Origin of the sequence: Aeromonas veronii (assembly GCA_041319085.1) — a bacterium.
Lineage (GTDB): Bacteria > Pseudomonadota > Gammaproteobacteria > Enterobacterales > Aeromonadaceae > Aeromonas > Aeromonas veronii_F.
This window is the reverse complement of sequence record CP101033.1, coordinates 1,683,120-1,707,671: the sequence shown is the minus strand read 5'-3', so window position 1 is coordinate 1,707,671 and position 24,552 is coordinate 1,683,120. Positions and strand designations below refer to the sequence as shown.

The 24,552-nt window shown below is 61.0% G+C and carries 14 protein-coding genes, 1 tRNA gene and 3 pseudogenes; 7 read left to right on the top strand and 11 right to left on the bottom strand.

The features are described 5' to 3' along the window. Positions 1 to 22: 22 nt before the first annotated feature. The 3 genes from NMD14_08190 to NMD14_08180 form a co-directional block, all read right to left on the bottom strand. Positions 23 to 4,903, bottom strand: coding sequence for an alpha-2-macroglobulin family protein (locus NMD14_08190; GenBank protein XEI34349.1), 4,881 nt, complete (start codon positions 4,901 to 4,903; stop codon positions 23 to 25). Between the two features lie 165 nt (positions 4,904 to 5,068). Beyond that, positions 5,069 to 5,728 carry a DedA family protein gene (locus NMD14_08185; protein XEI34348.1) on the bottom strand — a complete coding sequence of 220 codons (660 nt, stop codon included), beginning with the start codon at positions 5,726 to 5,728 and terminating at the stop codon, positions 5,069 to 5,071. Positions 5,729 to 5,942: 214 nt separating this feature from the next. Further along, positions 5,943 to 7,631, bottom strand: a complete 1,689-nt coding sequence (locus tag NMD14_08180; GenBank protein ID XEI34347.1) for an FAD-dependent oxidoreductase — start codon at positions 7,629 to 7,631, stop codon at positions 5,943 to 5,945. Positions 7,632 to 7,766: 135 nt separating this feature from the next. Here NMD14_08180 and NMD14_08175 point away from each other — a divergent pair, with 135 nt between their 5' ends. The 3 genes from NMD14_08175 (at position 7,767) to NMD14_08165 (ending at position 12,291) form a co-directional block, all read left to right on the top strand. Beyond that, positions 7,767 to 10,703: an EAL domain-containing protein gene (locus NMD14_08175; protein XEI34346.1), complete on the top strand. Its 2,937-nt coding sequence runs from the start codon at positions 7,767 to 7,769 to the stop codon at positions 10,701 to 10,703. Positions 10,704 to 10,768: 65 nt separating this feature from the next. After that, positions 10,769 to 11,566, top strand: a complete 798-nt coding sequence (gene pflA / locus NMD14_08170; protein ID XEI34345.1) for a pyruvate formate lyase 1-activating protein — start codon at positions 10,769 to 10,771, stop codon at positions 11,564 to 11,566. 83 nt (positions 11,567 to 11,649) lie between these two features. Further along, a complete protein-coding gene (locus NMD14_08165) occupies positions 11,650 to 12,291 on the top strand; it encodes an energy-coupling factor ABC transporter permease (protein ID XEI34344.1) in 642 nt (213 codons plus the stop codon). Positions 12,292 to 12,375: 84 nt separating this feature from the next. On the opposite strand, the gene NMD14_08160 is transcribed toward NMD14_08165, so the two are convergent. The 4 genes from NMD14_08160 to NMD14_08145 all read right to left on the bottom strand — a co-directional run bounded on the left by NMD14_08160 (position 12,376) and on the right by NMD14_08145 (position 17,305). Continuing rightward, complete coding sequence (locus NMD14_08160; GenBank protein XEI34343.1) at positions 12,376 to 13,668, bottom strand: NAD(P)/FAD-dependent oxidoreductase; 1,293 nt, start codon at positions 13,666 to 13,668, stop codon at positions 12,376 to 12,378. A gap of 74 nt (positions 13,669 to 13,742) precedes the next feature. Beyond that, a complete protein-coding gene (gene ycfP, locus NMD14_08155) occupies positions 13,743 to 14,282 on the bottom strand; it encodes an alpha/beta hydrolase YcfP (GenBank protein ID XEI34732.1) in 540 nt (179 codons plus the stop codon). Positions 14,283 to 14,445: 163 nt separating this feature from the next. Next, positions 14,446 to 16,242 (bottom strand): M3 family oligoendopeptidase, encoded by a 1,797-nt coding sequence (locus NMD14_08150; GenBank protein XEI34342.1) that lies wholly within the window; start codon positions 16,240 to 16,242, stop codon positions 14,446 to 14,448. 142 nt (positions 16,243 to 16,384) lie between these two features. Beyond that, positions 16,385 to 17,305 carry a DUF808 domain-containing protein gene (locus NMD14_08145; GenBank protein XEI34341.1) on the bottom strand — a complete coding sequence of 307 codons (921 nt, stop codon included), beginning with the start codon at positions 17,303 to 17,305 and terminating at the stop codon, positions 16,385 to 16,387. A gap of 392 nt (positions 17,306 to 17,697) precedes the next feature. Here NMD14_08145 and NMD14_08140 point away from each other — a divergent pair. From NMD14_08140 to NMD14_08130, 3 pseudogenes are all read left to right on the top strand, one after another. Further along, positions 17,698 to 17,784: pseudogene (locus tag NMD14_08140) on the top strand (DUF924 domain-containing protein). Between the two features lie 105 nt (positions 17,785 to 17,889). After that, a pseudogene (locus NMD14_08135) lies at positions 17,890 to 19,206 on the top strand (IS4 family transposase). A gap of 81 nt (positions 19,207 to 19,287) precedes the next feature. Continuing rightward, positions 19,288 to 19,809, top strand: a pseudogene (locus tag NMD14_08130) (DUF924 domain-containing protein). Positions 19,810 to 19,894: 85 nt separating this feature from the next. Here NMD14_08130 and NMD14_08125 read toward each other — a convergent pair. The 4 genes from NMD14_08125 to NMD14_08110 all read right to left on the bottom strand — a co-directional run bounded on the left by NMD14_08125 (position 19,895) and on the right by NMD14_08110 (position 23,588). Beyond that, entirely contained in the window at positions 19,895 to 21,154 is a 1,260-nt protein-coding gene (locus tag NMD14_08125) for a dicarboxylate/amino acid:cation symporter (GenBank protein ID XEI34340.1), read from the bottom strand. Positions 21,155 to 21,369: 215 nt separating this feature from the next. Beyond that, positions 21,370 to 21,789, bottom strand: coding sequence for a hypothetical protein (locus tag NMD14_08120; GenBank protein XEI34731.1), 420 nt, complete (start codon positions 21,787 to 21,789; stop codon positions 21,370 to 21,372). A gap of 266 nt (positions 21,790 to 22,055) precedes the next feature. Then, positions 22,056 to 22,132 (bottom strand) — tRNA-Pro (locus tag NMD14_08115). A gap of 112 nt (positions 22,133 to 22,244) precedes the next feature. After that, complete coding sequence (locus NMD14_08110) at positions 22,245 to 23,588, bottom strand: dihydroorotase (GenBank protein XEI34339.1); 1,344 nt, start codon at positions 23,586 to 23,588, stop codon at positions 22,245 to 22,247. Between the two features lie 79 nt (positions 23,589 to 23,667). Here NMD14_08110 and NMD14_08105 point away from each other — a divergent pair, with 79 nt between their 5' ends. Then, a complete protein-coding gene (locus NMD14_08105) occupies positions 23,668 to 24,543 on the top strand; it encodes a 6-carboxytetrahydropterin synthase (protein ID XEI34338.1) in 876 nt (291 codons plus the stop codon). Positions 24,544 to 24,552: the final 9 nt, after the last annotated feature.

The following is a 24,552-nucleotide window of genomic DNA, read 5'->3' as shown; positions in this document are numbered from 1 at the left end:
AACCCGCTCAAGGGAGGGAATGTTACTCAGAGATGATCACCTCATGGATATCCTCACCCACGGCACGCAGCTCGGGGCGGTACATATCCTCCACCTGGGTCGGCGGCACCTGATAGCGACCCGGCGTCACCGCCCGCATCAGGTAGACCAGCTGCTGGTTGCTCCCCTCGCTCAGATCCAGCGCCGCCGTATAGCGATCGTCGCGAAACTCCTGATGCTTGAGATAGTCGTTCCACTCGCTCTGCCACGCCGGTTTCCCCTCGATGGAGAGCTCTTCGAGCTTGATGCTGCGGCCAAGGGCTGGGTTCTCCAGCTCGAAGCCAGCGGGCACCATCTCCACCAGCAGGGCATCGGGCACCGCCGATTCACTGCTGACATTGAGCCGCACCACCACCAGATCCCCCACCTTCACCTTGGCGGGATCAAAACGCTGACCGTCGCTATTGAACCAACTGCGGGTCACGCTTATCCCCTGACTCAACCGGGCAGGAGCCTGTTTGGGGTAGCCGATCAGAGTGCGCTGCACATAGAGGGAGCCCTTGCCCTCGTTGGTGACGGTACTCGCGGCCAGTGCCTCGGGGGCGCTCTGCTGCAAGGCGGCCGAACCGCTCAAGGCTTCAATGCCAGAGGATGAGGCGACCCTGGCCTGCCAGTCGACGGCCGGGTCGAAGCGGGCGAGTCGCAGCAGGGCGAGCCGCTCCTGAGTGCTGAGCCACTGACGGTGAGCCAGGGTATCGGCCACCTTGGCGCTGAGATCAGGCCAGCGCTCCGCAGCCAGCTTGTGCTGGCGCAGCAAGGAGAGTTCAAGGGCCTGATCACGCAGCGGCGAGCCGTAATCCCCGAGATAGTCGTCCCCGCGCTCGGTCGCCAATGCACGGCTGAGGGCCTTGGCGGCGTTCTGCTCATCCCCCATGGCCGAGAGCGCCAGCGAGAGGTACAAGAGCGGCAAACCGGAGCGAGCGTGATCAGCCTGCTGCTCCCATATGAGGCGCAGGGTAGCGAGCGGCGCCTTGCCCACCCGGGCCAGTACATAGGCGCTGTAGGCCTGATAGGCCAACCGGCTGTGCTCGGGGGCACTGCTCCAGCGCTCGCCGTACTGGCTGTCGGTGAGATAGCTCTGCAGCCGGTTTAGCGCCTGATTGAGCATCGCCTCCGGCACCGTATCGCCCACCTCCTTGCGGGCCAGCAGGTAGTCGGCGGCATAGGCGGTGAGCCACGGCTCCTCGTCAGAGCGACCATCCCAAAGGCCAAAGCCGCCGCTTGGCAGTTGCAACCGCTGCAGCCGTTGCAGCAGGGCGCGCTGCACGTCCGCCTCACTCATCGCTTTCTTGCCCTCTGCGGGTTTGCGCCAGGCGGTGCGCTCATCGGCCGTGGTCAGCAAGTAAGGCCAGGCGCGAGAGATGGTTTGCTCCAGACAGGCGTAGGGGTAGTCGGCCAGCGCCTGCCACTGGGCTGCCGGATCCCAGGGCGGAGTGCCGGAGAGGCTGAGCAGCCGCTGCAGGTTGGCGCGATCCAGCCCGGCCAGCTCCGTTGGTGCAAAGCTCATCTGCTGGCCGGGGGCCAGCATCTGGTAGCGTTGGCGAGTCTCGGCCGGCCAGGGGGAGCGCAGCGGCAAAGTCCAGTCGCGGCTGATGGCAAAATCCTTGCCGCTGGCCGCCAACTGCAGGCTTGCCACACCGCTCGCCCCGATCACGGTGAGCGGCAGGGTCAACCACTGCTCCTCGCCATTTTTAAGGGACAGGGTGCCGGGCAACTCGCCATTTGCTTTCAGCCCGCCGCTGAGGGTCCAGGCAAGGGAGAGGCTCTGATCCTCGCCGCTCATGTTGCGCAGCTGCACCAGCGCCCGGGTCTCATCCCCTCTGGCGCCAAAGCGTGGCCAGCCGATCTCGGCCACCAAGGGCGCCACCACCTTGACGGCGCGCTCGGCCTCACCGACTTGCTGTTCGTTCCAGGCCAGTGCCATCAGCGCCAGCTCGCCGTTGAAGTTGGGCAGATCGAGCGGGATCACCGCCTTGCCGCTCTCATCAAAACTCACCTCGCCGCTCCAGAGTGCGGCGATCTCGACCCGGCTCTCCAGCGCGCCACCCTTTTTCAGCGGCGCCCTATCGCCCCCGTAGTTGAGGCGGGCCAGCTTGCCATCTTGCGGCGGGATCACCTGGCCGTAGTTGTCGAACAAATCTTGGGAGAAGCGCTTGCGGCCAAAGAAGATCTCGAACGGGTCGAGGGGCTGGTAGTCACTGATGTTGAGCACGCCCCGATCCACCGCCGCCAGCACCACCCGCCCCTGACTGTTGGGGGTGGAGGTGGCGGTCACTTCCAGCCGGGTGAGCGGCACCGCTTTATCAGGTGCGCTCAGGGTAAGCGGCAGACGGCGCGCTTCCCGATCCAGGGTGAGCGGCACCAAGCCGACCGAGCGCAAGCTCTGTCCCTGCTGGCTGCTGACCGGTTTGGAGGCGCTGTCTGGCGCGGCGATCTGAGCCGAGATATGCAGATCGTGGCGCTGCCACTCGGGACTGACCGGGATCTCGAACTCGCCGCGGGCATCCTTGGCATCGCCACCGGCCCCCTTGAGCGCGATACGCTGCCACCAGCGCAGGCCGTCGCCATCTTCCACCAGCAGCAAGCCCTTACCGGGGCGCGGGGCTACCAGAGTCACTTTGGCCTTGTCGCCCGCCTGATAGGCGCGTTTGTCGAGAGTGATGGCAATCTTGTCAGGCCGTGCCTGCTCGCCACCACCGCCCCAGGCGTAACTGCCGATCTCCACCCGCAGGCTCGATTGATGGCCCTGACTGTTCTCCACCTCCAACCGATACCAGCCCGCCGCCAGTTGCAGCATGAGCGGGGCCGGCCCCTTGCCGTCCAGCTGCAGGGTCTGCTCCTGCTCCAGATAGGGCTGGCTATTGAACTCGTACTTCCACCCCTCGCCATCGGCGTAGTGCCAGTAGTAGTCGCGGTACTCGTTGATAAGGCGCACCTTCACCGCCCCCGCCACCGGCTGGCCCTTGTCATCGAGGTTGAGGATCTGGAAGGGGAGCGGCTTGCCCCCTTCCACACGATCGGCCACGAAGTCGGCCTTGAGCGCCGGCCACTGGCTGCCTGCAGGCCAGCCATACTGGGTGCGACTGCGATTGACGGCGCGGCCACCGGGCTCTGAGAGCGACACCCGATAGGCCACCTCCAGCGGCCCGAGGCCGCGCACCCCGTCGAGCTCATCTTGCAGTGAAAAAGTCCCCCGCCCCTGCGCATCGAGGGTAAGACTGCGCGCCTCGAGATCCTTGGCCTGCTCGGCGAGCAGCACGTCACCCAGGGTGAACTCCTGCCATTGGGTAAAGGGCATGGTGGCGCGGCTTAACTTCACCTCCGCCTTCGCCTTGGTGGCACTCGCTGGCGCACCATAGAGATAGTCCCCTTGCAGCGGCAGGGTGAGGGCGGCGTCCAGACTCGTCACATCCCCATCCGGCCCCTTGCCAAGTTGCAGTTTCAATCGCTCCGGCAAGAACTCCTCCACCAGGAAAGGCCACTCGAAGCGGCTGCCGGCAGCGGTCTTGAGGTTGATGGTCCAACGCCCGAGCGGCGCATCATCCGGTAGACGCAGGCCGTAGTGGGCGGCGCCAAGGCTATCCGGCAGCAGCCGTTTCTGTTCGAGCAGCTGGCCGTCCGGCTGCTTCACCTCCAGCTCCACCGCCATCCCCGGCAGCAGCTGGCCATCCTGCCCCTTGAGCAGGATCTCGCTGTCGAGTCGCTCGCCGGGACGATAGAGGTCGCGCCCGCTGAACAGATAGAGCTGCTGGGCCTGCCAGGGCTGGGTGCCGAGATCGAAGGTGGAGAGATCGAGCGCCGCGCCATCGAGGCGCAGCACCGCCAGATGGTTGCCCTGCTCGGCCAGCAGCAGGCGAGCACCCTGCACCTGATCGAAACGGCGATGACCCTGCAGATCCGTGGTTTGCACCTGCAGCCGGTTGCCCTTCTCGTCGAGCAGGGAGAGTTGCACATCCTTGAGCGGATCAGCCGTAGCCAGCGAGCTGACGAACACCTCCAGCTGATCGCGGTAACGGCGGGCACTGAGCCCCATGTCGCTCACCGCGAAATAGGTGGTCTCCTTGCGCCAGTCGTAGTTGCCAAGGGGGGACATCACCGCAAAGTAGACACCGGCCTCGGCCAGCTGCGGCTCCTTCACATTGATAAGGCGGGTCTCACGCCGGTTGGCATCGAGCTCCAATGCGTAGCGGCCGCTGAATACCCGCTTGGCCCGCTGGGTGATCTGTTCAAGCTCCCAGTTGCCCATGCCGGCACCGGGGCGGTATTCCGCAAGAAAGCGGGGCAGATATTCGGCCTCGACCCGGAAGAAGTCGATATTGACCTCGTCCACGTTGACCGCGCTGATGGGCAGGCGCAGCTCGTCGCGCAGCGGCAATACCATGCCGCTGGCGGTAAACGAAGCCCCCGCCTCCAGCGGCCGGGTCTTGAGAGTCCAGCTCTGGGGGGATGGGCCCAGCCCTGTCTTGAGACTCACCTCATAGCTTTTATCGGGCTGGACGTTCGGGAAATAGAGGGTGCGGCCATCGTCGGCGAGGATCCACTCCCCCTGCAGCTGCTTGCCCCCCTCGCTCACCGCTAGCCAGCTCTGCCAGTTTGCCTTGGGCGCCAATGGGCCGGAGAAGACCAGCGCCAGTGCCGGGGCATCGCGATATTGACGGGCATTGGCCTGCACCACAGTAGCTGGCGCTCCGGCCTCCTGCCGGGCTGCGGAATCTGTGGTCGGCCCATTGACGACAGGCTTGTTGGGGCCGCAACCGGCCAGCAGCAAACCGGCCAACCCGGACAGCAGCAGGGCCGGCCAGCGGTGGTGTAGGGCGCAGGTTCCAGCAGTAGAGCGGTGAGAGGGAGAGTCGAAGAGGCGCATAGGTTCCATCCCGAGTTGGAGCGCTGCAAACGCAGCGTGGCAGGAAACAGGATAAGGCATCCTGCTCACCCGACACAAAGCGCATTACCCGAATGGGCACAATTCCGCGTCCCTGCTGCACGAGACCCCCCTTGCCCACTGATTCAGTGCGGCAAGGGTTGTCATCTAGTCGTGGCTGGTCTCGTTTTTTGCTCCGCCTTTGAACCAGCGAAACAGGATGGCCATGACGGCCGCCAGAAACAGCACCAGCGAAGTAATAATCAGCGCCCGGGTCAACAGCTCGCTGTGGTGGAGGAAGAAGGGGGTATTCATCGCCAGCTTGCCCACCAAACTGAGACAAAGCGCCCACATAAAGGCACTGGCAAAGCTGGCCATGCACATGCGCAGCACGCTCAGGCGGCCAATCCCCATCAGCATGGGGGTCAAGACCCGCACGAACGGGATAAAGCGGGAGGAGAACATCGCCAGAAAACCGTACTTTTTCAGCAGCCGGGTCGCCTTGGGCAGACTGTCGGGCGGCAACATCCGCTCGATATGCTCCATAAAGCGGGTGCGCTGCAGAGCCCGCCCCTGCCAGTACGCCAGCACGGATCCCAGCCCCGCCGCCAGCGGTAGAAAACAGAGGGTCACTTCGGGGCCAAATACCCCCATGCCCACCAACCCACCGGCCAGCAGTACCAGGCTGTCCCCCGGCAGGGGCAGGAAGACGAATGCGGACTCCAGCAGCAGTACCAGCATCAGGCAACTGATCAGCAGGGGCACCGCCTGCATCTGAACCAGGGCGTCAAAATCCTGATGCCAAATGGCCATCAGCATATCCAGCATGTCACTCTCCCTACTACACGGTTCATCATGAACGAGGCAGGGGTTATAGCACCGATCCCCTGAACAAAACGTTAATTTTGTCCGGCACCGAAAAAAAAGTGTGTCGAAATATTGCTACAGCAGGGAGATGCAAAGAGGGCGATCGGCGCAGAGAAAAAGCCCCTCAGCTTGCACGCACAAGGGAGAGGGGCAAACAGGCACAGAAATAAAACGGTTACTCGGCGGTGGCCATCTGCCAGGTTTTGAAGCCGCCGGAGAGATTTTTCACTTTAAAGCCGTGCTGGCTCAGCAGGCGGCAAGCGACATGGCCGCGCAGCCCGACCTGACAGCTGATAAGCAGCTCTTTGTCCTTGGGCAGCTCATGCAGGCGACCACGCAATTCGTCGAGGGGGATATGCAGCGCCCCCGGAATGCGGCCCAGCTTGTCGAGCTCGGGGCCATTGCGCACATCCACCACCAGCTGGTGCGGGTGGCGAGCCTGCACCTCGGCCACGTGGCAGAGCAAGGTATCCCCCTTCAAGTGGTTGCTGGCCACAAAGCCCGCCATGTTGATCACATCCTTGGCCGAGCCGAACGGCGGCGCATAGGTGAGCTCCAGATCCTGCAGGTCAAACACGGTCAGACCGGCGCGCTGGGCCACCGCCAGCACATCGATGCGCTTGTCGATACCATCCTTGCCGATGGCCTGAGCGCCATAAATCTTGCCATCCGGGGCAAACAGCAGCTTGAGGCTGACCGGATGGGCGCCCGGGTAGTAACCGGCATGGCTGCCCGGGTGGACATAGACCTTCTCGAACGGCAATCCCAGCTGCACCAGTCGCTTCTCGTTGAGGCCGGTGCTGGCCACCGCCAGATCGAACAGCTTGCAGATGGCAGTGCCCTGGGTCTTCTTGTAGGTTTCGCTTCGGCCCAGCATGTTGTCGGCGGCGATGCGCCCCTGCCGGTTGGCGGGGCCCGCCAGCGGGATCAGCACAGATTCGCCGGTGACGAAGTCAATCTCTTCCACCGCATCCCCCACCGCAAAGATAAAGGGATCCGAGGTACGCATGCCGGCATCCACCTTGATGCCGCCGCGTGGGCCCAGTTCCAGCCCCGCCTTGGCGGCGAGCAGGGTTTCAGGTTTGACGCCGATGGCGAGGATCAGCAGGCCGGTGTCGAGATGTGAACCATCATTGAGGGTCAGGCGCAGGCCACCGCTGTTGGCGGTCGGCACGGCAGAGGTCTTCTCGGCAGGCAGATCCAGACTCTCGATGGCGGTGAGGCCGGTGCGCAGGCGCAGATCGATCCCCTCTTCCCGGATGCGGGCATGGAGCATGTTGGCCATCTCCTTGTCCACCGGCGCCATCACCTGATCGGCCAGCTCCAGCAGGGTGACATCCAGCTTGCGCTGGTGCAGCGCCTCCATCATCTCCAGCCCGATAAAACCACCGCCCACCACGGTAACATGGCGCGGCTGATCGTGGTGCAGGGCCGCCAGAATGCGATCCATGTCCGGGATGTTGCGCAAGGTATAGACATGGGGGCTGTCGATACCGGGGAAAGGAGGACGGATCGGCGCCGCCCCCGGGCTCAGCAGCAGCACATCGTAATGCTCGCGCTGCTCTTCACCGGTTTGCAGGTTGCGCACCAGCAAGGTCTTGCCCGCCTTGTCGATCTCGATCACATCGTGGAAGACCCGCACATCGACGTTGAAACGGCGCTTGAAACTCTGGGGAGTCTGCAGCAGCAAGGCATCCCGGTCGGGGATATCGCCCCCGATGTGGTAGGGCAGACCGCAGTTGGCAAAGCTGACAAATTCGCCCCGCTCAAACATCACGATCTCTGCCTCTTCACTCAAACGACGAGCGCGAGCCGCCGCCGATGCGCCCCCCGCGACACCACCGATAATCAGGATCCGTTTCATCTGCAAGACTCCTCATTCATGATAATGGGCAATAAATTAGACTTTTCTAATTTAGAATTCAATGAAATTTTGTTTCACACCATTTTGCAGTATTCTTGCAACCCCGACGGTTGCTTAACAGGATGTTGTTTGTTCATGTCGTCTACCGCTCTCAGTCATCTTCCTCCTGCTCTCCAGACGCCGCTCTTTTTCCGTCTGGATCTGCGCAGTCAACGGCTGGTCGCCCTGACCGACGTGATGCAAACCCCGCTCTACTGGCTCGACGAGCCGCACGCCCCCTGGCCTGCCCAGCTGCCCGATGCCCTGCGTCTGCCCATCGAACAACTGCTGGCCAACGGTCATGGCGGCAAGATCACCGTGCGCTTTGCCAGCCAGCTGTGGCACATCGCCCTCGCCCACGAGCAGGATGGCTTCTGGCTCATCTGTCTGCAGAACCTTCGCCAAGAGCCCATCGCCGATCTGGCATTGCAGTTGCCGCGCCTCAGCCAGATGGCGAGCCAGCAGCAGTATGCGCCCCTGCTCGAGGCCCTGAAAGAGAGTTTGGGGGCCGATCGGCTCATCCTCTGGCACTATCAGGCCAACGGCGAGCTGGGCTGCGAGCAGCTCACCCCGGTGTTCACCTTGGGGGTCGAGGCGCTCTACCCCATTCGCGGCGACAGCCGCTATATCCGCGCCCTGCGTACCCGCAAATCGTTGAGCTTCTCGGAAGCGGCCCACCAGCCAATGCTGAGCAATCACCTCTATCTGACCAGTGCTGGTGTGCGCTCACGTCTGGATGGCGCCCTGCTGGAGCAGGACAAGCTATTCGGGGTGCTGAGTCTCGAGTATCTCGACCCCACCCCGCTCAGCGAGGAGATGCTGCAACTGGTGCGCAGCAGCGCCCAGCTGCTCGGTCACTGGCAGCCACAACCGGAAGAGCGCCGCGCCGAACTGGCCCTCCCGCCCGAGCTGCACCAGCAGACCGGCATCGACTACTGCAAGACCTTAGTAAGTTGGGCCATGAACGCCAGCGGCGCCCGAGTGGGCTGGATCGGCGAATTCCAGCCCCGTGGTCAGGAGCTCTGGATCATTCCCCGCTGTGTGTTTAACGGGGAGCACTTCTCCACCCTCAAGCCCATCCAGCTCGACCCCGGCCCCGCTCAGGAGTTACTCCAGCATGGTCAGGCCATCTATGTGGAAGATCTGCCCGCGCGTTATCCCAAGGCAACCCGGCTGTTGGCCCTCAATGCCAGCGCTTACATCGGCATTCCGCTCCATGGTCAAAGCGGTGCCCCCATTGGCCAGATCACCCTGCTGCTCGATACCCCCCTTGAGGAGCCCGAACAGCTGCTGGATCTGTTGAGCAATCAGCACGAGCGGGCCGCCATCGAGCTCAAACGCCTCGCCGCCGACGACGCCCTGCGGCTGGCTGAAGTGGCCTTCAATACCCACGATGGGCTGATCGTGATGGATCACAACGGCATCATCCTCAAGGTCAACCACTCCTTCAGCCGGATCACCGGATTTGGCGAGGTAGAGGTGATCGGTCACTCCATTCGCAAGCTGCGCCCCACCTACTACGGGGATCATCTCAAGGAGGATGTTAACCGCACCGTCAACGAGCAGGAGTTCTGGCTCGGGGAAGAGCGCTGCCTGCACAAGGATGGTCACCTCTTTCCGGTACGCTTGATGGTGAACGGGGTCAAGGATGCGCAGGGGGAGCTCAGCCACTTCATCTGCAGCTTCTACAACATCACCCAGGAAAAAGAGGCCGCCAGACACATCGAACAGCTCGCCTACTACGACGATCTCTGCGGCCTGCACAACCGGCGCAGCCTCAACCATATTTTGCAGCAGACCCTGAGCGCTCCCAACGGCCAGTGGGGTGCCCTGCTGCTGCTGGATCTCGATAACTTCAAGTCGATTAACGACTCCCTCGGTCACGCCTGCGGCGATCAGCTGCTGCAGGCCGTGGTGCTACGTTTCAAGGAGCTGCCCCAGGACAATCTGGTGCAGGCGCGCATCTCGGGGGATGAGTTTGCCCTGCTCTTTACCCAGCTGGGACAAGGGGAAGTCACCGCCAAAATTCTGGCGGAGCACTTCGCCCGCGAACTGATGGGGCTATTTCGGACCCCGTTCGACATCGGTGATCACAAACTGCACTGCAGCGCCTCGGTGGGGATCAGCCTCTTCTCCGGTAACGAGACGGACCATCTGGTCCTGATGCAACAGGCCGACACCGCGACCCACATGGCCAAGCGGGTGGGTCAGGGCCACTACGTCTTCTTCACCGAGGCGATGGCCCGGCACGAGAAGAACCGGCTGACCCTCACCAACCAGTTGCGCGATGCCCTGCGCCATCACGAGCTGCAACTGCACTATCAGCCGCAATACCGGGTCGACAATGGCTCGCTGTCGGGCATCGAGGCGCTGCTGCGCTGGCAGCGCAGCGACGGCACCATGGTGCCACCCGGAGAGTTCATCCCCATCGCCGAAGAAACCAGCCTCATTCTGGAAATTGGCTACTGGGTGATGAAGACCGCCTGTGCCCAATACAGTTTCTGGCTCAACCGTGGCCTGCAGATCCCCCATCTGTCGGTCAACGTCAGTGCCCGCCAGTTCCACACCCAGGGCTTCGTGCAACAGGTAGAATACATCTTGCGCGACACCGGCGTGCCCCCCTCCCGCCTGCTGCTGGAGGTGACCGAATCGGTGGTACTGGAGAATCGGCGCGAGAGCATCGCCAGAATGCGCCAGCTCAAGGAGCTCGGCATCCTCCTCTCCATCGACGACTTCGGTACCGGCTACTCGTCGCTGGCCTATCTGCGGGATCTGCCCGCCGATGAGGTGAAGCTTGACAGAAGCTTCATTCAGACCCTGGTGCACAGCGAACAGGACAGAGCTATCGTCAAGGCGATACTCGATCTGGCCCAGGTCTTCCGTTTTACCGTCACCGCCGAAGGGGTGGAAGAGGAGGCGCAGCTGGCTATCCTCAAAACGTTGGGATGCCAGCATTATCAAGGGTTTCTCACCAGTCGGCCGCTCACCGTCAAGGCGCTGGAGCAGCTGCTTGGCAGCCGGGCACCGGACTAAAGGTGTAGGATCAATAGGGGTTTATGTCATAAAATAACGGCCTGCTCGAATCGTTGGAGTTGTTTATGTCTGTCATTAATCGGATCCCTGTCGTTGAAATCAGCCAGCCAGCAGGATCTCACGGCACCATTGGCCGGATCCATTCCGTCGAAACCTGCGGCACTGTCGATGGTCCGGGGATACGCTTTATCGTATTCATGCAAGGCTGCCTGATGCGCTGCAAGTACTGTCACAACCGCGATACCTGGGATACCGAGGGTGGCCGTGAAGTGACCGTACCGGAGTTGATGAGTGACATCACCAGCTATCGCCACTTCATGAATGCCTCCGGCGGTGGCGTGACAGCGTCCGGCGGTGAAGCCATGCTGCAACCGGCTTTCATTACCGAACTGTTTACCGCCTGCAAAGAGAAAGGGATCCACACCTGTCTCGATACCAACGGCTTCGTCCGTCATCTAGACGAACAGGTGGACAAGCTGCTCGACCAGACCGATCTGGTGCTGCTCGACATCAAGCAGATCAATGACGAAAAACACATTCCGCTGACCCACGTCAGCAACAGGTACACCCTGGAGTTTGCCCGCTATCTGGCGGCCAAAGGCAAGACCATGTGGATCCGCTACGTGGTGGTGCCGACCTGGAGCGACGACGATGAGAGCGCCGAAGGGCTGGGTCAGTTTATCGCCGCGCTGGGCGAGAGCGTGGAGAAGGTGGAACTGCTCCCCTACCACGAACTTGGCAAACACAAGTGGGACGTGCTGGGCGACCCGTACGAGCTGAGCGGGATCAAGCCCCCCAGCAAGGAGACCATGGAACGGGTCAAGGGCATCCTCGGCAAGTACCACAACAACGTCAAATATTGATGGTATAAAAGCAGGCTGATTCGTCAGCCTGCTCTGCTATGGGGCGGTCGGGACTCACCGCTACTGCATGAATGGACGACAAGATGAGTGAAGGACAACTCGCCGCCCTCCTGATCTGGCTGATACTGCTGGCCTTTAGCCTGCGCAGCTCCCTGTGGCAAACCCTCCATGACAACCCCCTCTATCAGCACCTGCTGCTGGGCAGTGCCATCGCACTGGTGCCGATCTGGACGTTGCGGGCCGGTCTGCATGAGGGGCTGGAGGTCCATTTTCTCGGGCTCACCTCCCTCACCCTGCTGCTGGGCTGGCGGCTGGCGCTGCTCGCCCCCTGTCTGACCCTGCTGGTGCTCGGTTACTTCGGCGTCACCAATCTGGCCGATTTTGGCTGGCAGGCGCTGATTGGCATCGCCCTGCCGGTGGCCACCAGCTGGCTGCTGTTTCTGGCTAGCTGGGCCTGGCTGCCGCGCCACCTCTTTGTCTATATCTTCGTTGCAGCCTTTCTCGGTGGCGCCCTCGCCATCTCGGTCAAGGTGGTGGCCAGCGCATTGCTGATGGGGCTGAGCGACAGCTACCCCTGGCACACCATCACGGCGGATTACCTCTCCATCTGGCCACTGCTGCTCTTTCCCGAAGCCCTGCTCAACGGCATGGCGATGACGGTGCTGGCCATCTACCGCCCCCACTGGGTCAATACCTTCTTCGACCGCACCTATCTGGGCCAGTAACTCTCTCTTCCCTGATTTTCGCCCATAAAAAAGGAGAGGCCATCGCCTCTCCTTTTGATCTTCCGAATTGTGCCAGTTACTGGCTTAGTGCAGCTTCAGGGTCGGGCGCAGTACCCGGTTGATGCGGCCCACCAGCATGATGAGGCCGGTCTTGATATAGCCGTGCAATGCAATCTGGTGCATCCGGTAGAGCGAGATATAGACCAGACGGGCGATGTAGCCTTCAACCATCATGGAGCCGCGCATCAGGTTGCCCATCAGGCTGCCCACGGTGGAGAAGCGGCTGAGCGACACCAGCGAACCGTGGTCGTGGTAGAGGTAGGGCTTCATCTCGCCACCGTTCATCTTGGCCAGAATGTTCTTGAACGCCTGGCTGGCCATCTGGTGGGCAGATTGGGCGCGCGGCGGCACAAACTTGCCATCCGGCTGCGGGCAGGCGGCGCAGTCACCGATAACGAAAATGTTCTCGTCACGGGTGGTCTGCAGTGTCTCTTTCACCACCAGCTGGTTGATGCGGTTGGTCTCAAGACCGGCGATATCCTTCATGAAGTCCGGCGCCTTGATACCGGCCGCCCACACCATGAGGTCCGCTTCAATCAGCTCGCCATCCTTGGTGTGCAGACCATCGCTGGTCGCTTCGGTGATCATGGTGGCGGTACGCACATCCACACCCAGCTTGACCAGCTCCTGATGGGCGGCACCGCTGATGCGCTCCGGCAGGGCCGGCAGGATGCGCGGGCCCGCTTCCACCAGGGTCACCTTCAGGCTGTCGGTGGTGAGGTTCTTGAAACCGTAGGCGTAGAGCTGCTCGACCGCGTTGTAGAGCTCGGCAGAGAGCTCTACACCGGTGGCGCCGCCGCCAACGATGGCAATCTTCACCTTGTCGCCCGGCTTATATTCGGTGGCGAACTGCAGGAAGCGGTTCATCATGCTGTTGTGGAAGCGGTGCGCCTGGGAGGGGCTATCGAGGAAAATGCAGTGATCCTTGATCCCCTTGGTGTTGAAGTCGTTGGAGACAGAACCGATGGCCATCACTAGGATGTCGTAAGGCACGGCGCGCTCGTTGACCACGATGTCGCCATTGTCGTCGTGGATCGGGGCCAGCACGATGCGCTTCTCATCGCGCTGGATGTCGGTCAGGGTGCCGAGCTGGAAGTCGAAACCGTGGTTCTTGGCATGGGACTGGTAGCTCAGGGCATCGATGCCCGCATCCATGGAGCCGGTGGCCACTTCGTGCAGCAGGGGTTTCCACAGGTGGGTGCGGTTACGGTCAACCAGGGTGATCTTGGCCTTGTTCTTTTTGCCAAGCTTGCGACCCAGACTGGTGGCCAGCTCCAGGCCACCGGCGCCGCCGCCTACAACGACAATATTCATCATGATGATTTTCCTTGGTTCCTCAAAACGAAAGGGAGCCATTGGCTCCCTAAAACGAAATCGGTCGACGTGATGGATCAGGCTTCTTTAAAGGCCTTCATCCGCTGCAGATGGTGCGAGATATTTTTGAATTTATGGGTCTCGCGCTCATCCCACACGATGTCGTAATAGTTCTTCAATTCACGTTCAGTGTCGCGATTATCGCGCACTTCATCCTGAACGGAAAGGATGCACAGGCAGTTTCCTGAGTTTTTATTACGAAATTCAGTTACACACTTGGTACCGATATCGTCATACTCCTCCGGCCGGTCGATCTTGCCCTGCATGTTCTCTTCTGGATGGAGGTTGGGGTTGAAGATCACCTGGCGAATGCCGCACAGAAAGCCGATCCGCTCGCTCCAGTAACCACCTAGCCCCACGCCGCAGATCAGCGGTTTGGGATCGGTGCTCATGTCGAGCTGCTTCTTCACTTCCTTGAGCAGGTGGCTCATATCATGACGGGGGTGAACCGTGCTGTAGTGCACGAAACGCACATCATCATCAATAAATTGCAACTGCAGCACTTTCTCGTGATTGCCCGGGCTGGTGGCATCGAAGCCATGCAGATAGATGATCATGGATAAGACCTCAGGATCTGTGTCGATTTTATCGAAACTACCCCAGCGGCGGCCCCGCGCGCCACCAAAACATCCAACTTTCTTGCTTTGGATCACGCCCCACCCCTGATTGCCCCCTCTGGCCCGCTCCCGCCAGCACATGCAGGCAGGAGCCTAGCCAACATCAGACAGGTAACTGCTCGAAGCGTTCAACCGCCTGCGCCACCTGTGCCAGACTCTCCTGCCAGAAGGCGGCCTCACGGATATCTTGCCCCAGATGTTTGGCCACCAGGTCTTCGGCGCTCATCCGGCCGGTATCGCGCAGCAAGGCACGATATGCCTCGGCCACTCCCGCTTCCCCCGCCGCCTTGCGGCCCATCAACTGCTGATAGACCCCGAGGCTGAACAGATAACCGAACAGATAGGGGTAGTTGTAAAAGCCCAGCCCCGCGATGGAGAAGTGCGCCTTGGCCGCCCAGAACATGGGGTGGTAGCGGGTCAGGCTCCCCTCATACCAGCGTCCCCACGCCTCGTTGGTCAACGCCTTGAGTCGCTCTGCGGGTACATACCCCTGCGCCCGCTCGGCCACCAGCGCCTGTTCGAAATCGAAGCGGGCCGGGATATTGACCAGGAAGGTGGCAGCGCCGTCGGCCTCTGCCCAGGCGATGGCCAGCTGATCTTCCGGGCTTTGCGCCTGTTCAAACAGGGCGCTGCGCACCAGGGTTTCGGCGAAGATGGAGGCGGTCTCCGCCAACGTCATGGGGTAGCTGCGCTGACTCATCGGCAGATCGCGGATCACCCAGTTGTGCCAGGCGTGACCCAGCTCATGGGCCAGGGTGATGACGTTATCCATTGTGCCGGCATAGGTGACAAAGACCCGCGGCTCGACCGGCGCGGCAAACTTGGTGCAGTAGGCACCGGTGCGGCGATTTGGCGTGGGCGCCGCATCAATCCACCCCTTCTCGGCCATCATACGGACAAACGCCCCCATCTCGGTATCGAAACGGCTAAAGGCATCGGCAATCAACTCGATCGCCTCGGCAAAAGGAATATCGCGGCTGCTGGAGGCTGGCGGCGGCGCAAAGAGATCCTCCGGCCCCAGCTCGCCTAGTCCGAGCCGCGCAGCCATCAGCCCCAAGGCCCGCTGGCCCAGCCCACGGGCCCGCCAGGTTTCGCTCATCAGGGCATCGAGGGTGGCACGCTCGATGTGGCTCTGGTGACAGGAGAGATCCAGCGCATCGAGCACACGGGTTTTACCGCGCTGGCGGGCCAGCTCCAGCCGCCAGCCGTTGAGGGCGTTGAGGATGGCGGCAACCGTCTCCTGCTCCCCTTGCCAACCGGCGCTGATGGCATCAAACGCCTCAAGGCGCAATGCCCGCACCGGGCTGGAGAGCAGATTGCTCGCCTCGGCCAACCCCATCTCGCGGCCATCAATGGTCAAGCGGATCTTGCCCACCAGATCGTTGTAGAGGTTGCCCCAGGCGTGCAGGCCATCGGTGCCCAGACCGATCACCAGTTGCTCCGCCTCCACCGGCAGGCGCTGATCCTGCAAGCGACGCTCATGGCGCAGGCGGTATGCCTCCTCACCGAGCAGCGGATCCGCCATCAGCGCGGCGAACTTCTCTTCCGGCAACGCCAGCATCAGATCGTCCACCGGCGCCAGGGTCTTGAACAGATCGGCGTTGAGGGCACGGGCACGGGACGCCAGCTGTTTGGCCTGCGGATCCCGCGCATCCTGGCTGCCGCGACACGCCGCCAGAATGGCGACGTTCCAGCCGATATGGCGAATATCTCGGGCGCGCAGCCGCACCTCCCGCAAAAAATCCTGCAACGCGGCGTCATCACCGCGCACCCCGTCCAGACCTGCCATATAGCTGGCCAGCTCTTCCAGCGCGTGGCGGGCGGCGCGCATGTCCGCTTCCAGCTCGGGGCTGTCGAGGCCCGGGTAGATATGGTCGTTATTCCACTGTTGTTGATACATAGCTTCTCGCAAAGTCCTTCACCGGGAGGAGCAACAGGCCTGCGGGCAGCAAGCCCGAAGCTCGGTCTCCCTCAGGCAAAAAAAGCCCGAAGGCAGAAAAATGAAAAGAGGAAAAAAGAGAGAGCATGGCCCGCGAGCTCACTTATCCTTTGGCCGGGGCAAGGCGATTCACCTGCGTCATCACCGCAACCAGCAGCAGACCCGCCACCACCCCGACCACGGCGTTAAGCAGGGTCGGTGTCACCACCGCAAGGGCTGCACCGACCGCAGGCAGGGTGGCGACAACTGCGGCTGCGCCTTCAATCAGGTGATGGGCAAAAGGCCAGCCGTGCACCAAAATGCCACCGCCCACCATAAACATGGCGATGGTGCCGACCAGTGCCAGCAGGTGCATAAGACGGGGCGCCGTCACCAGCAGCCCCTGCCCTACTGCGCGGCGCAGGGCGCTGCCATCGGGCTTTTGCAGCAGGTGCAGACCGATGTCATCAAGCTTGACGATCAGCCCCACCAGCCCGTATACCCCGATGGTCATCAGCACGGCGATGCCCGCCACCACCGAGAGCTGCAGGGCGATGCTCGCCCCCTGTACCGTGCCAAGGGCGATGACGATGATCTCGGTGGAGAGAATGAAGTCAGTGCGGATCGCCCCTTTCACCTTCTGCTGCTCAAACGCGACCAAATCCTCGGGAATGGGGGCGGCCTGTACCTCCCCCTCGCTCGCCCCATGGGGCAGGAACTTGTGCACCAGCTTCTCGGCCCCCTCAAAGCAAAGGTAGGCGCCACCCAACATCAAGAGCGGGGTGATAAGCCAGGGCACCAGCGCACTGATTGCGATGGCGGCAGGCACCAGAATAAGCTTGTTGCGAAATGAGCCCTTGGCCACCGCCCACACCACCGGCAGCTCCCGCTCGGCGCGCACCCCGGAGACCTGCTCCGCGTTGAGGGCGAGATCGTCCCCCAGCACCCCGGTGGTCTTCTTCGCCGCCATCTTGGTCATCAGCGCCACGTCATCGAGCACGCTGGCGATATCATCGAGCAGGGCCAACAAACTGGTTCCGGCCATATCAGAGATTCCTTATATCAGTGAGAAACGTCTTCCCGAAAATGTCTCGCGCTTGTCCACCACGACCTTGGTCATCAGCGCCACGTCATCGAGCACGCTGGCGATATCATCGAGCAGGGCCAACAAACTGGTTCCGGCCATATTAGAGATTCCTTATATCAGTGAGAACAACCCCGGGAGAGAGGTGTGCGGTCTGATAACCACCAAGGTCAGCAGGGCCACCTCATGGCGATCGCAGGCCATCATCGGCCGAGCCAGGCAACAGTCGCTCGCCATCTGGGGTGACTTCTTTCGGGCAAAAGATGGCACAGTGTAACGAGAAGCTACCGTTTCGGCAGCACCCCGGAGCCATTTGTTATTGGCCCTCCTCAACACACCAGCAAGGAGTCCCCATGCAACCCAGGCAGCCTCTGCTCGATTTCTGGTTTGGCGACCCGGCCGACGACGCCCTGCGTGCCACACGGCAAGCCCCCCTCTGGTCTGTCTCTTATACACAAATCCCCAAGCATCGCTTGGGGATTTTTTTGAACCTTTTCCCTTCTCCGTGATCTGACTCTTTTGCCATCCCTTATCACGGCTCTAATATGCATCTCACCCAACTCGAACAATGGGCATTCGACCAGTTTGGCCATGCCAATCTCAAGGACCCCAGACGCACTGAACGTCTCGTCAAACTCGCCACCGCCCTTGCTCAACAACCCGGAGATTGCGTGTCACAACTTCCCCTCTCACCCGCCGACATGGAAGGCTCATATCGCTTTATTCGCAACCACCATGTCAATGCCGATGCCATTGCTGATGCAGGCTTTGCCACCACCGCAGCCCTAGCCAGGGACTACGACCTGTTGCTGGCACTGGAAGATACCACGGCCCTGACCTTCAACCATGCCAGCGTCCATGATGAGCTGGGGCACACCAATCAAGGCAGTAGTCGCGCTCTGCTGGCTCACTCCGTCTTGTTGTTTGCTCCGCATAAATCGCAGGTGGTCGGCATGATTGCACAGCGTATCTGGACCCGTGATGTCAGCAAGCGGGGAGAGAGCCACCGGCATGCCACCCGGCCTTACAAGGAGAAAGAGAGTCGCAAGTGGGAGGAGGCATCCGTGGCCTTTGCCGCCCGTCTCGGCACTCAGATGGCCAACGTTATCTCGGTCTGTGACCGGGAAGCGGATATCTACGAATATCTGCATTACAAGCAGAGCAACCAACAACGCTTTGTGGTGCGCTCGATGCAAAGTCGCTGTATCGAAGAGCATGACCACAAGCTCTACGACTATGCCCGGCAGTGCCACTCTGCCGGCACCAAGGTCGTCAAAATACCGCAGCGGGGCGGCAGAAAAGCCAGAGAGGCCGTGCTCGACATCAAGTTTACCAAAGTCACCCTAAAGGCTCCGGCCAACAAGCGTAACGAGCCGGATATCCCGCTCTACTACGTGGGATGCATTGAGCAGGGCGATGCCTCTGACCGGCTGGAGTGGCACCTGCTGACTAGTGAAGCCGTGACCGACGATGCACAGGCCCGCAAGGTTATCGGCTATTACGAGCGGCGCTGGCTTATCGAGGATTATCACAAGGTCTGGAAGAGTGCCGGCACTCGGGTAGAAACCTTAAGGATGCAGAGCATGGATAACCTGAAGCGGATGTGCGTCATCTTGTCGTTTATCGCGGTGCGTCTGTTGCAATTGAGGTTTATCAACGAGGAGTCATCGGCACAGAATCAAAGCTGCGAAACGGTGATAGGCCCGACGGGGTGGAAGCTGCTTTGGCGAAAGGTAGAGAAAACGCCGTTGCCAACCAAGGTGCCGGATATGAGATGGGCGTACCGGAGCCTGGCCAAGCTGGGGGGCTGGAAGGACACTAAACGAACGGGGCGGGCTTCAATAGCGGCATTATGGGAGGGCTGATTTCGACTCCAGACCCTCCTGGAAGGCTACGAACTGGCGCAGTCTCTTGAGCACCAATAGTTGTGATCAAGAGACAGCCTCTGGTGGGGAAAAAGCAGCGAAACGGATGCCCTGCTCGCCCGGCGCTTTGGCGCACAGGCAGAGTCGGCCGCCAACGGGGAGCTGGCCGACTGGGCCGATCTGCCTCATGGCAGGCTGGCGCTGATCCTGCTGCTTGACCAGCTGCCCCGCAATATCCATCGCGGCACACCCACCGCCTTTGCCCGGGATCCGCTTGCCCGCGAGCAGTGCCTCAAGGGGCTATCCCTTGGCATGGATCGGCATCTCTCACCGCTGGAGCGGGTTTTCTTCTATCTGCCGCTGGAACACGCGGAGTCCCGCGAGCAGCAAACCAGAAGCGTGGCCCTGTTCGAGGAGCTTGCCGCCGAGCAGGCACATTCTCATGCAAACGAGACCTTCGCGGGCTTTGCCGACTTTGCCCGTCGTCATCAGGTGATCATCGAGCAATTTGGCCGCTTCCCACATCGCAACGACCTACTGGGTCGCACCTGCACGCTGGAAGAGACGGATTTTTTGCAACAACCGGGCACCGGCTTCTGAGACTCGCCATATAAAAATCCCCGTCATAGTCATGACGGGGATTTTTCGTTCAACCTGCCAACCCTGCGGTCAGCCTAAACCTTTGTTACGCCTTGGCGGGTTCACTCTCACCCAGCGCGACGGTTTCGCCCAGGCTGTCTTCGGTCTTGGCAACCACGCTGGCGGCGATGGCGTTGCCCAGCACGTTGGTGGCAGAACGGCCCATATCGAGGAAGTGGTCGATCCCCAGCAACAGCAGGATGCCCGCTTCCGGAATATGGAACTGGTTCAGGGTGGCGGCAATCACCACCAGAGAGGCACGCGGCACCCCGGCCATCCCCTTGGAGGTGACCATCAGCAACAGCAGCATGGTGATCTGCTGGGCCATGGAGAGCTCGATGCCATAAGCCTGGGCGATGAACATCACCGCGAAGGTGCAGTACATCATGGAGCCGTCGAGGTTGAAGGAGTAACCCATCGGCAGCACGAAGCTGGCGATGCGCTTGTCACACCCGAATTTCTCCAGACGATCCAGGGTCTTGGGATAGGCGGCTTCAGAGCTGGCGGTAGAGAAGGCCAGCAGGATGGGTTCGCGGATAAGCGCCAGCAGTTTGATGACGCGACCACGCAGGAAGACGCTCCCCATGGCGATCAGCAGCAGCCAGAGGCAGGCCAGCGCGATGTAGAACTGGGCCATAAAGCTGCCGTAGGTAACCAGAATACCCAGCCCCTCTTTGGCGACCATGGCGGCGATGGCACCAAACACCGCGAATGGCGCAAAGTTCATCACGTAACCGGTCACTTTCAGCATGATCTCGGCAGCGCTGGCCATCAACACCACCACCGGCTTGGCCAGATCGCCGAGCGCAGCGGCAGCCAAACCGAAGAAGAGGGAGAACACCACGATCTGCAGGATCTCGTTGGTGGCCATCGCCTCGACCACGCTTTTGGGGATGGCGTGAGTCACGAAATCTTTCAGGGTAATGGCGCCGGCAGCAATGCCCGAGCTGGCTGTGTCATTGGGCAGCGAGAGCGAGAGCCCCATGCCGGGCTGCATCAGGTGGACCATCACCAGACCCAGGGTCAGTGACAGCAGGGAGGCCAGCATGAACCAGCCGAGGGTTTTGGCGCCGATGCGACCCACGGTACGGGTGTCGCCCATTTTGGCAATACCGACCACCAGGGTGGTAAAGACCAATGGCGCGATGATCATCTTGATCAGTCGCAGGAAGATATCGGTCAGGATCGTGATGTTGTTGGCAAAGTCCGCAGCCTGATCGGCGGCAAACAGCCGATAGGCCTGGCCGGTGAGGATGCCAAACAACATCGCTATGAGGATGGCGACCGTCAGTTTATTCATTTTCATGGGGGAGTCCCGGTTTTGATTGGTGCAAGCCGTAAACGGTGGCATGGGAGCCACTACAGTCCGTTTTTGTGATCCGAGCCGTTGATTCCTGGCAGCTGGTATGCTGGGAGAATGCCTAAAAGCAGGGGGTAAATCCAGAGGCTTTATCCAGAATTTTATCCTGCCATTAGGTGTATGAGATATGAATCTTGCAAAACGCCGATATTAATCACTGTTTATTTAATTTCGGCGAGATATTTAGCATCCAGCGTTCGCTCATCCATTGCCCGTGGCAACAGGCGAAAAGTGAGCAGCGCCGAGATGCGGTGCTGCACCTGCATCTGGGCCATAAAGAGATCCGGCTCATCCTCGTCAAACCCGAAGATCGGCCGTGATGGGGTCACCCTGACGGCATCGCGGGTAATGGTCAGCTCATCGACCTTGAGCCAAGAGTAACCCTCTGCCAGCGCCAACTCCCCTGCCCGCTTGAGCACATATTTGCGGGCGGTCTCCCTGTCCACCAGATCGTTGCCGACAAACTCCAGCTGCCACGTGTCCGGGCCAAGCCGGGTCTGGGAGAAACCGGTCTGGCCGTTCCAGAATGACTTTTCACTTTCATAAGGAGTGGCGCAACCCACCAGCAGCAGGGTGAGCATCAGCAGACAACAGGGTTTAGATACGGATGCAGACACGAGGGGCCTCGACAGGCAAATAGGCAACAGCGTTGTTACTACAGCACAAACCCCGGTGACTGCACAATCACAGTGGCCATCTCCGCTCTCCGTTTCTTCTCGCCGTCTCTGTTCGCTGCTGCCTCTGCCCGCCCTTCCGGCCTGATCTGCCTGTCCGGGTCACACACCGGCGCCGAATTGCGCGCAAAAGAAAAGGCCTTGTCGTTTGACAAGGCCTTTCCCGGGGAATTTGGTCGGTGTGAGAGGATTCGAACCTCCGACCCTCTACACCCCATGCAGATGCGCTACCTGGCTGCGCTACACACCGACGGAGTCAGCTCGGCTGACGGGGGCAGAGTTTATGGAGATGACCCTGCCCTGTCAACAGGGAAACGCCGCCAATTTCCCGGTCACGGTGCGTTCGCCTGCTTTGCGAACAATCAGCGGTTAAAGGTCAGCCGCTTGCCCAGGATCTGGTCAGTCACCTGCCCGTTTTGCCAGGCAATCTGGCCGTTCACCAGCGTCATCTCCACCGTGCTGTGGAAACGGTAACCGTTGAAAGGCGACCAGCCACAGTGGTAGAGGATGTTGTCATCGTTGACCACATAGGGCTTGCCCAGATCCAGCAGCACCAGATCGGCGAAATACCCCTCGCGGATGTAACCGCGATCCTCCACCTGAAAACGCTCGGCCACCGCGTGGGAGGTCTTCTTGACAATGGTCTCCAGAGTGAACACGCCGTTGTGGTAGAGCTCCAGCAGCGCCTGCAGGGAGTGCTGCACCAGCGGCACGCCGGACGGCGCCTTGAAGTAGCTATTCTGCTTCTCCTCCCAGGTGTGGGGGGCGTGGTCGGTGGCGATGATGTCGAGCACATCGTTGCGCACCGCATCGAGCAGGGCGTGCTGGTCAGCCGCGCTCTTCACCGCCGGGTTGCACTTGATCTGGCTGCCCAGCGTGTCGTAATCGGCTTCGTTGAAAAACAAGTGGTGCACGCACACCTCAGCGGTGATGTTCTTGTCCTTCAGCTCGCTCAGGTCATGGCTGGCGGTAAAGAGCGACAGCTCCTTGGCCGAGGTCAGATGCAGCACGTGCAGCTTGGCGCCGTATTTTTCCGCCAGCGCCACCGCCATGCTGGAGGATTTGTAGCACGCCTCGTCACTGCGGATACGGCCGTGCTCGCCCATCGGCACATTCTCGCCCCACTTGGCCCGCGCCGCCTCTTCCGCCTTGGCGATGGTCGGGGTGTCTTCGCAGTGGGTCACGATCATCACCGGACTCTCGCGGAAGATGGCCGCCAGGGTCTCCTGATTGTCCACCAGCATGTTGCCGGTCGAAGAGCCCATAAACACCTTGACCCCGCAGGACTGCTTGGGATCGAGACGTTTGATCTCTTCCAGGTTGTCGTTGGTGGCGCCGAGATAGAAGCTGTAGTTGGCGACGGAGGAGTTGGCGGCGATCTGGTATTTGGCTTCGAGGGCTTCGAGGGTGGTGGTCTGGGGATTGACGTTGGGCATTTCCATGAAACTGGTGGTGCCACCGGCGACGGCGGCGCGGGATTCGCTGGCGATGGTTCCCTTGTGGGTCAATCCCGGCTCCCGGAAGTGGACCTGATCATCGATCATTCCGGGGATCAGGTGACGACCTGCAGCATCTAACACCTGCGCATCGGGCGCCTCGATATCCGGGGCGATGCGGGTAATCCGTTCCCCCTCGATCAACACGTCGGAGGCATAGATGCGGCCTTCGTTGACCAGGGTGGCATTTTTGATAAGCAGTTTGTTCATGGGGGTTCCAGTTCCTTTGCCGATAATCGCGGGTCATAATAGCGCAAAACTGCCCTTTCTCTGTAGCAAGGCCTGACTGATGAAGCTATTTGTAAGAGATTTGACCGTGATCGACTCCAGCTACCTGTGCGAACGCCGCGGCATGGTCGGCGAGAGCTGGCTGGTAGATATCGAAATGAGCGGTGAGCTCAACGAAATGAGCATGCTGCTGGACTTTGGCCGGGTAAAGAAGCTGATCAAGTCGATCATCGATGAAGAGGTGGACCACAAGCTGCTGGTGCCGACCGAGTGCCCGCTGATCCACGTCGAGACACTGGACGGTGGCGAGAGCACGGTGGATCTGCTGCGCCCGGGGCGCTCCATCCACCTGCGCTGCCCGACCCAGGGTTTTGCCTTTATCCCTGCCCCGCAAGTCGATAAAGAGTCGGTGACTCGCTACCTGCTGGCGGTGCTGGCCAAACGGCTGCCGGGCAATATCAAGGATCTCTCCCTGACCCTGCGCCAGGAGGCGATCACCGGTGCCTTCTACCACTACAGCCACGGCCTGAAAAAGCACGATGGCAACTGCCAGCGCATCGCCCACGGCCACCGCTCTCCCATCGAGATCCACGTCGATGGGATGCGCGACCAGGAGCTTGAGCTCAACTGGGCCGAGCGCTGGGGCGATATCTACCTCGGCACCGAGGAGGACAAGGTGGCGCTGACCGAGCTCGCCTTGAGCCCCCGCGCCAATGCCCAGCTTGGCGAGCAGCACAGCGGCTTCAAATATGTGGCGCCGCAAGGGCTGTTCCAGTTGGCCATCCCCACCGCCGAGGTGGAGATGATCGACACCGACACCACGGTCGAGCTGCTGGCCTGCTATATCGCCCGAGAAGTGAAGAAGATGGTGGGCGACAAGTTCGTCAAGATTGTCGCCTATGAAGGGGTCGGCAAGGGCGCGATTGCCTACGCCTGATCCCCTTGT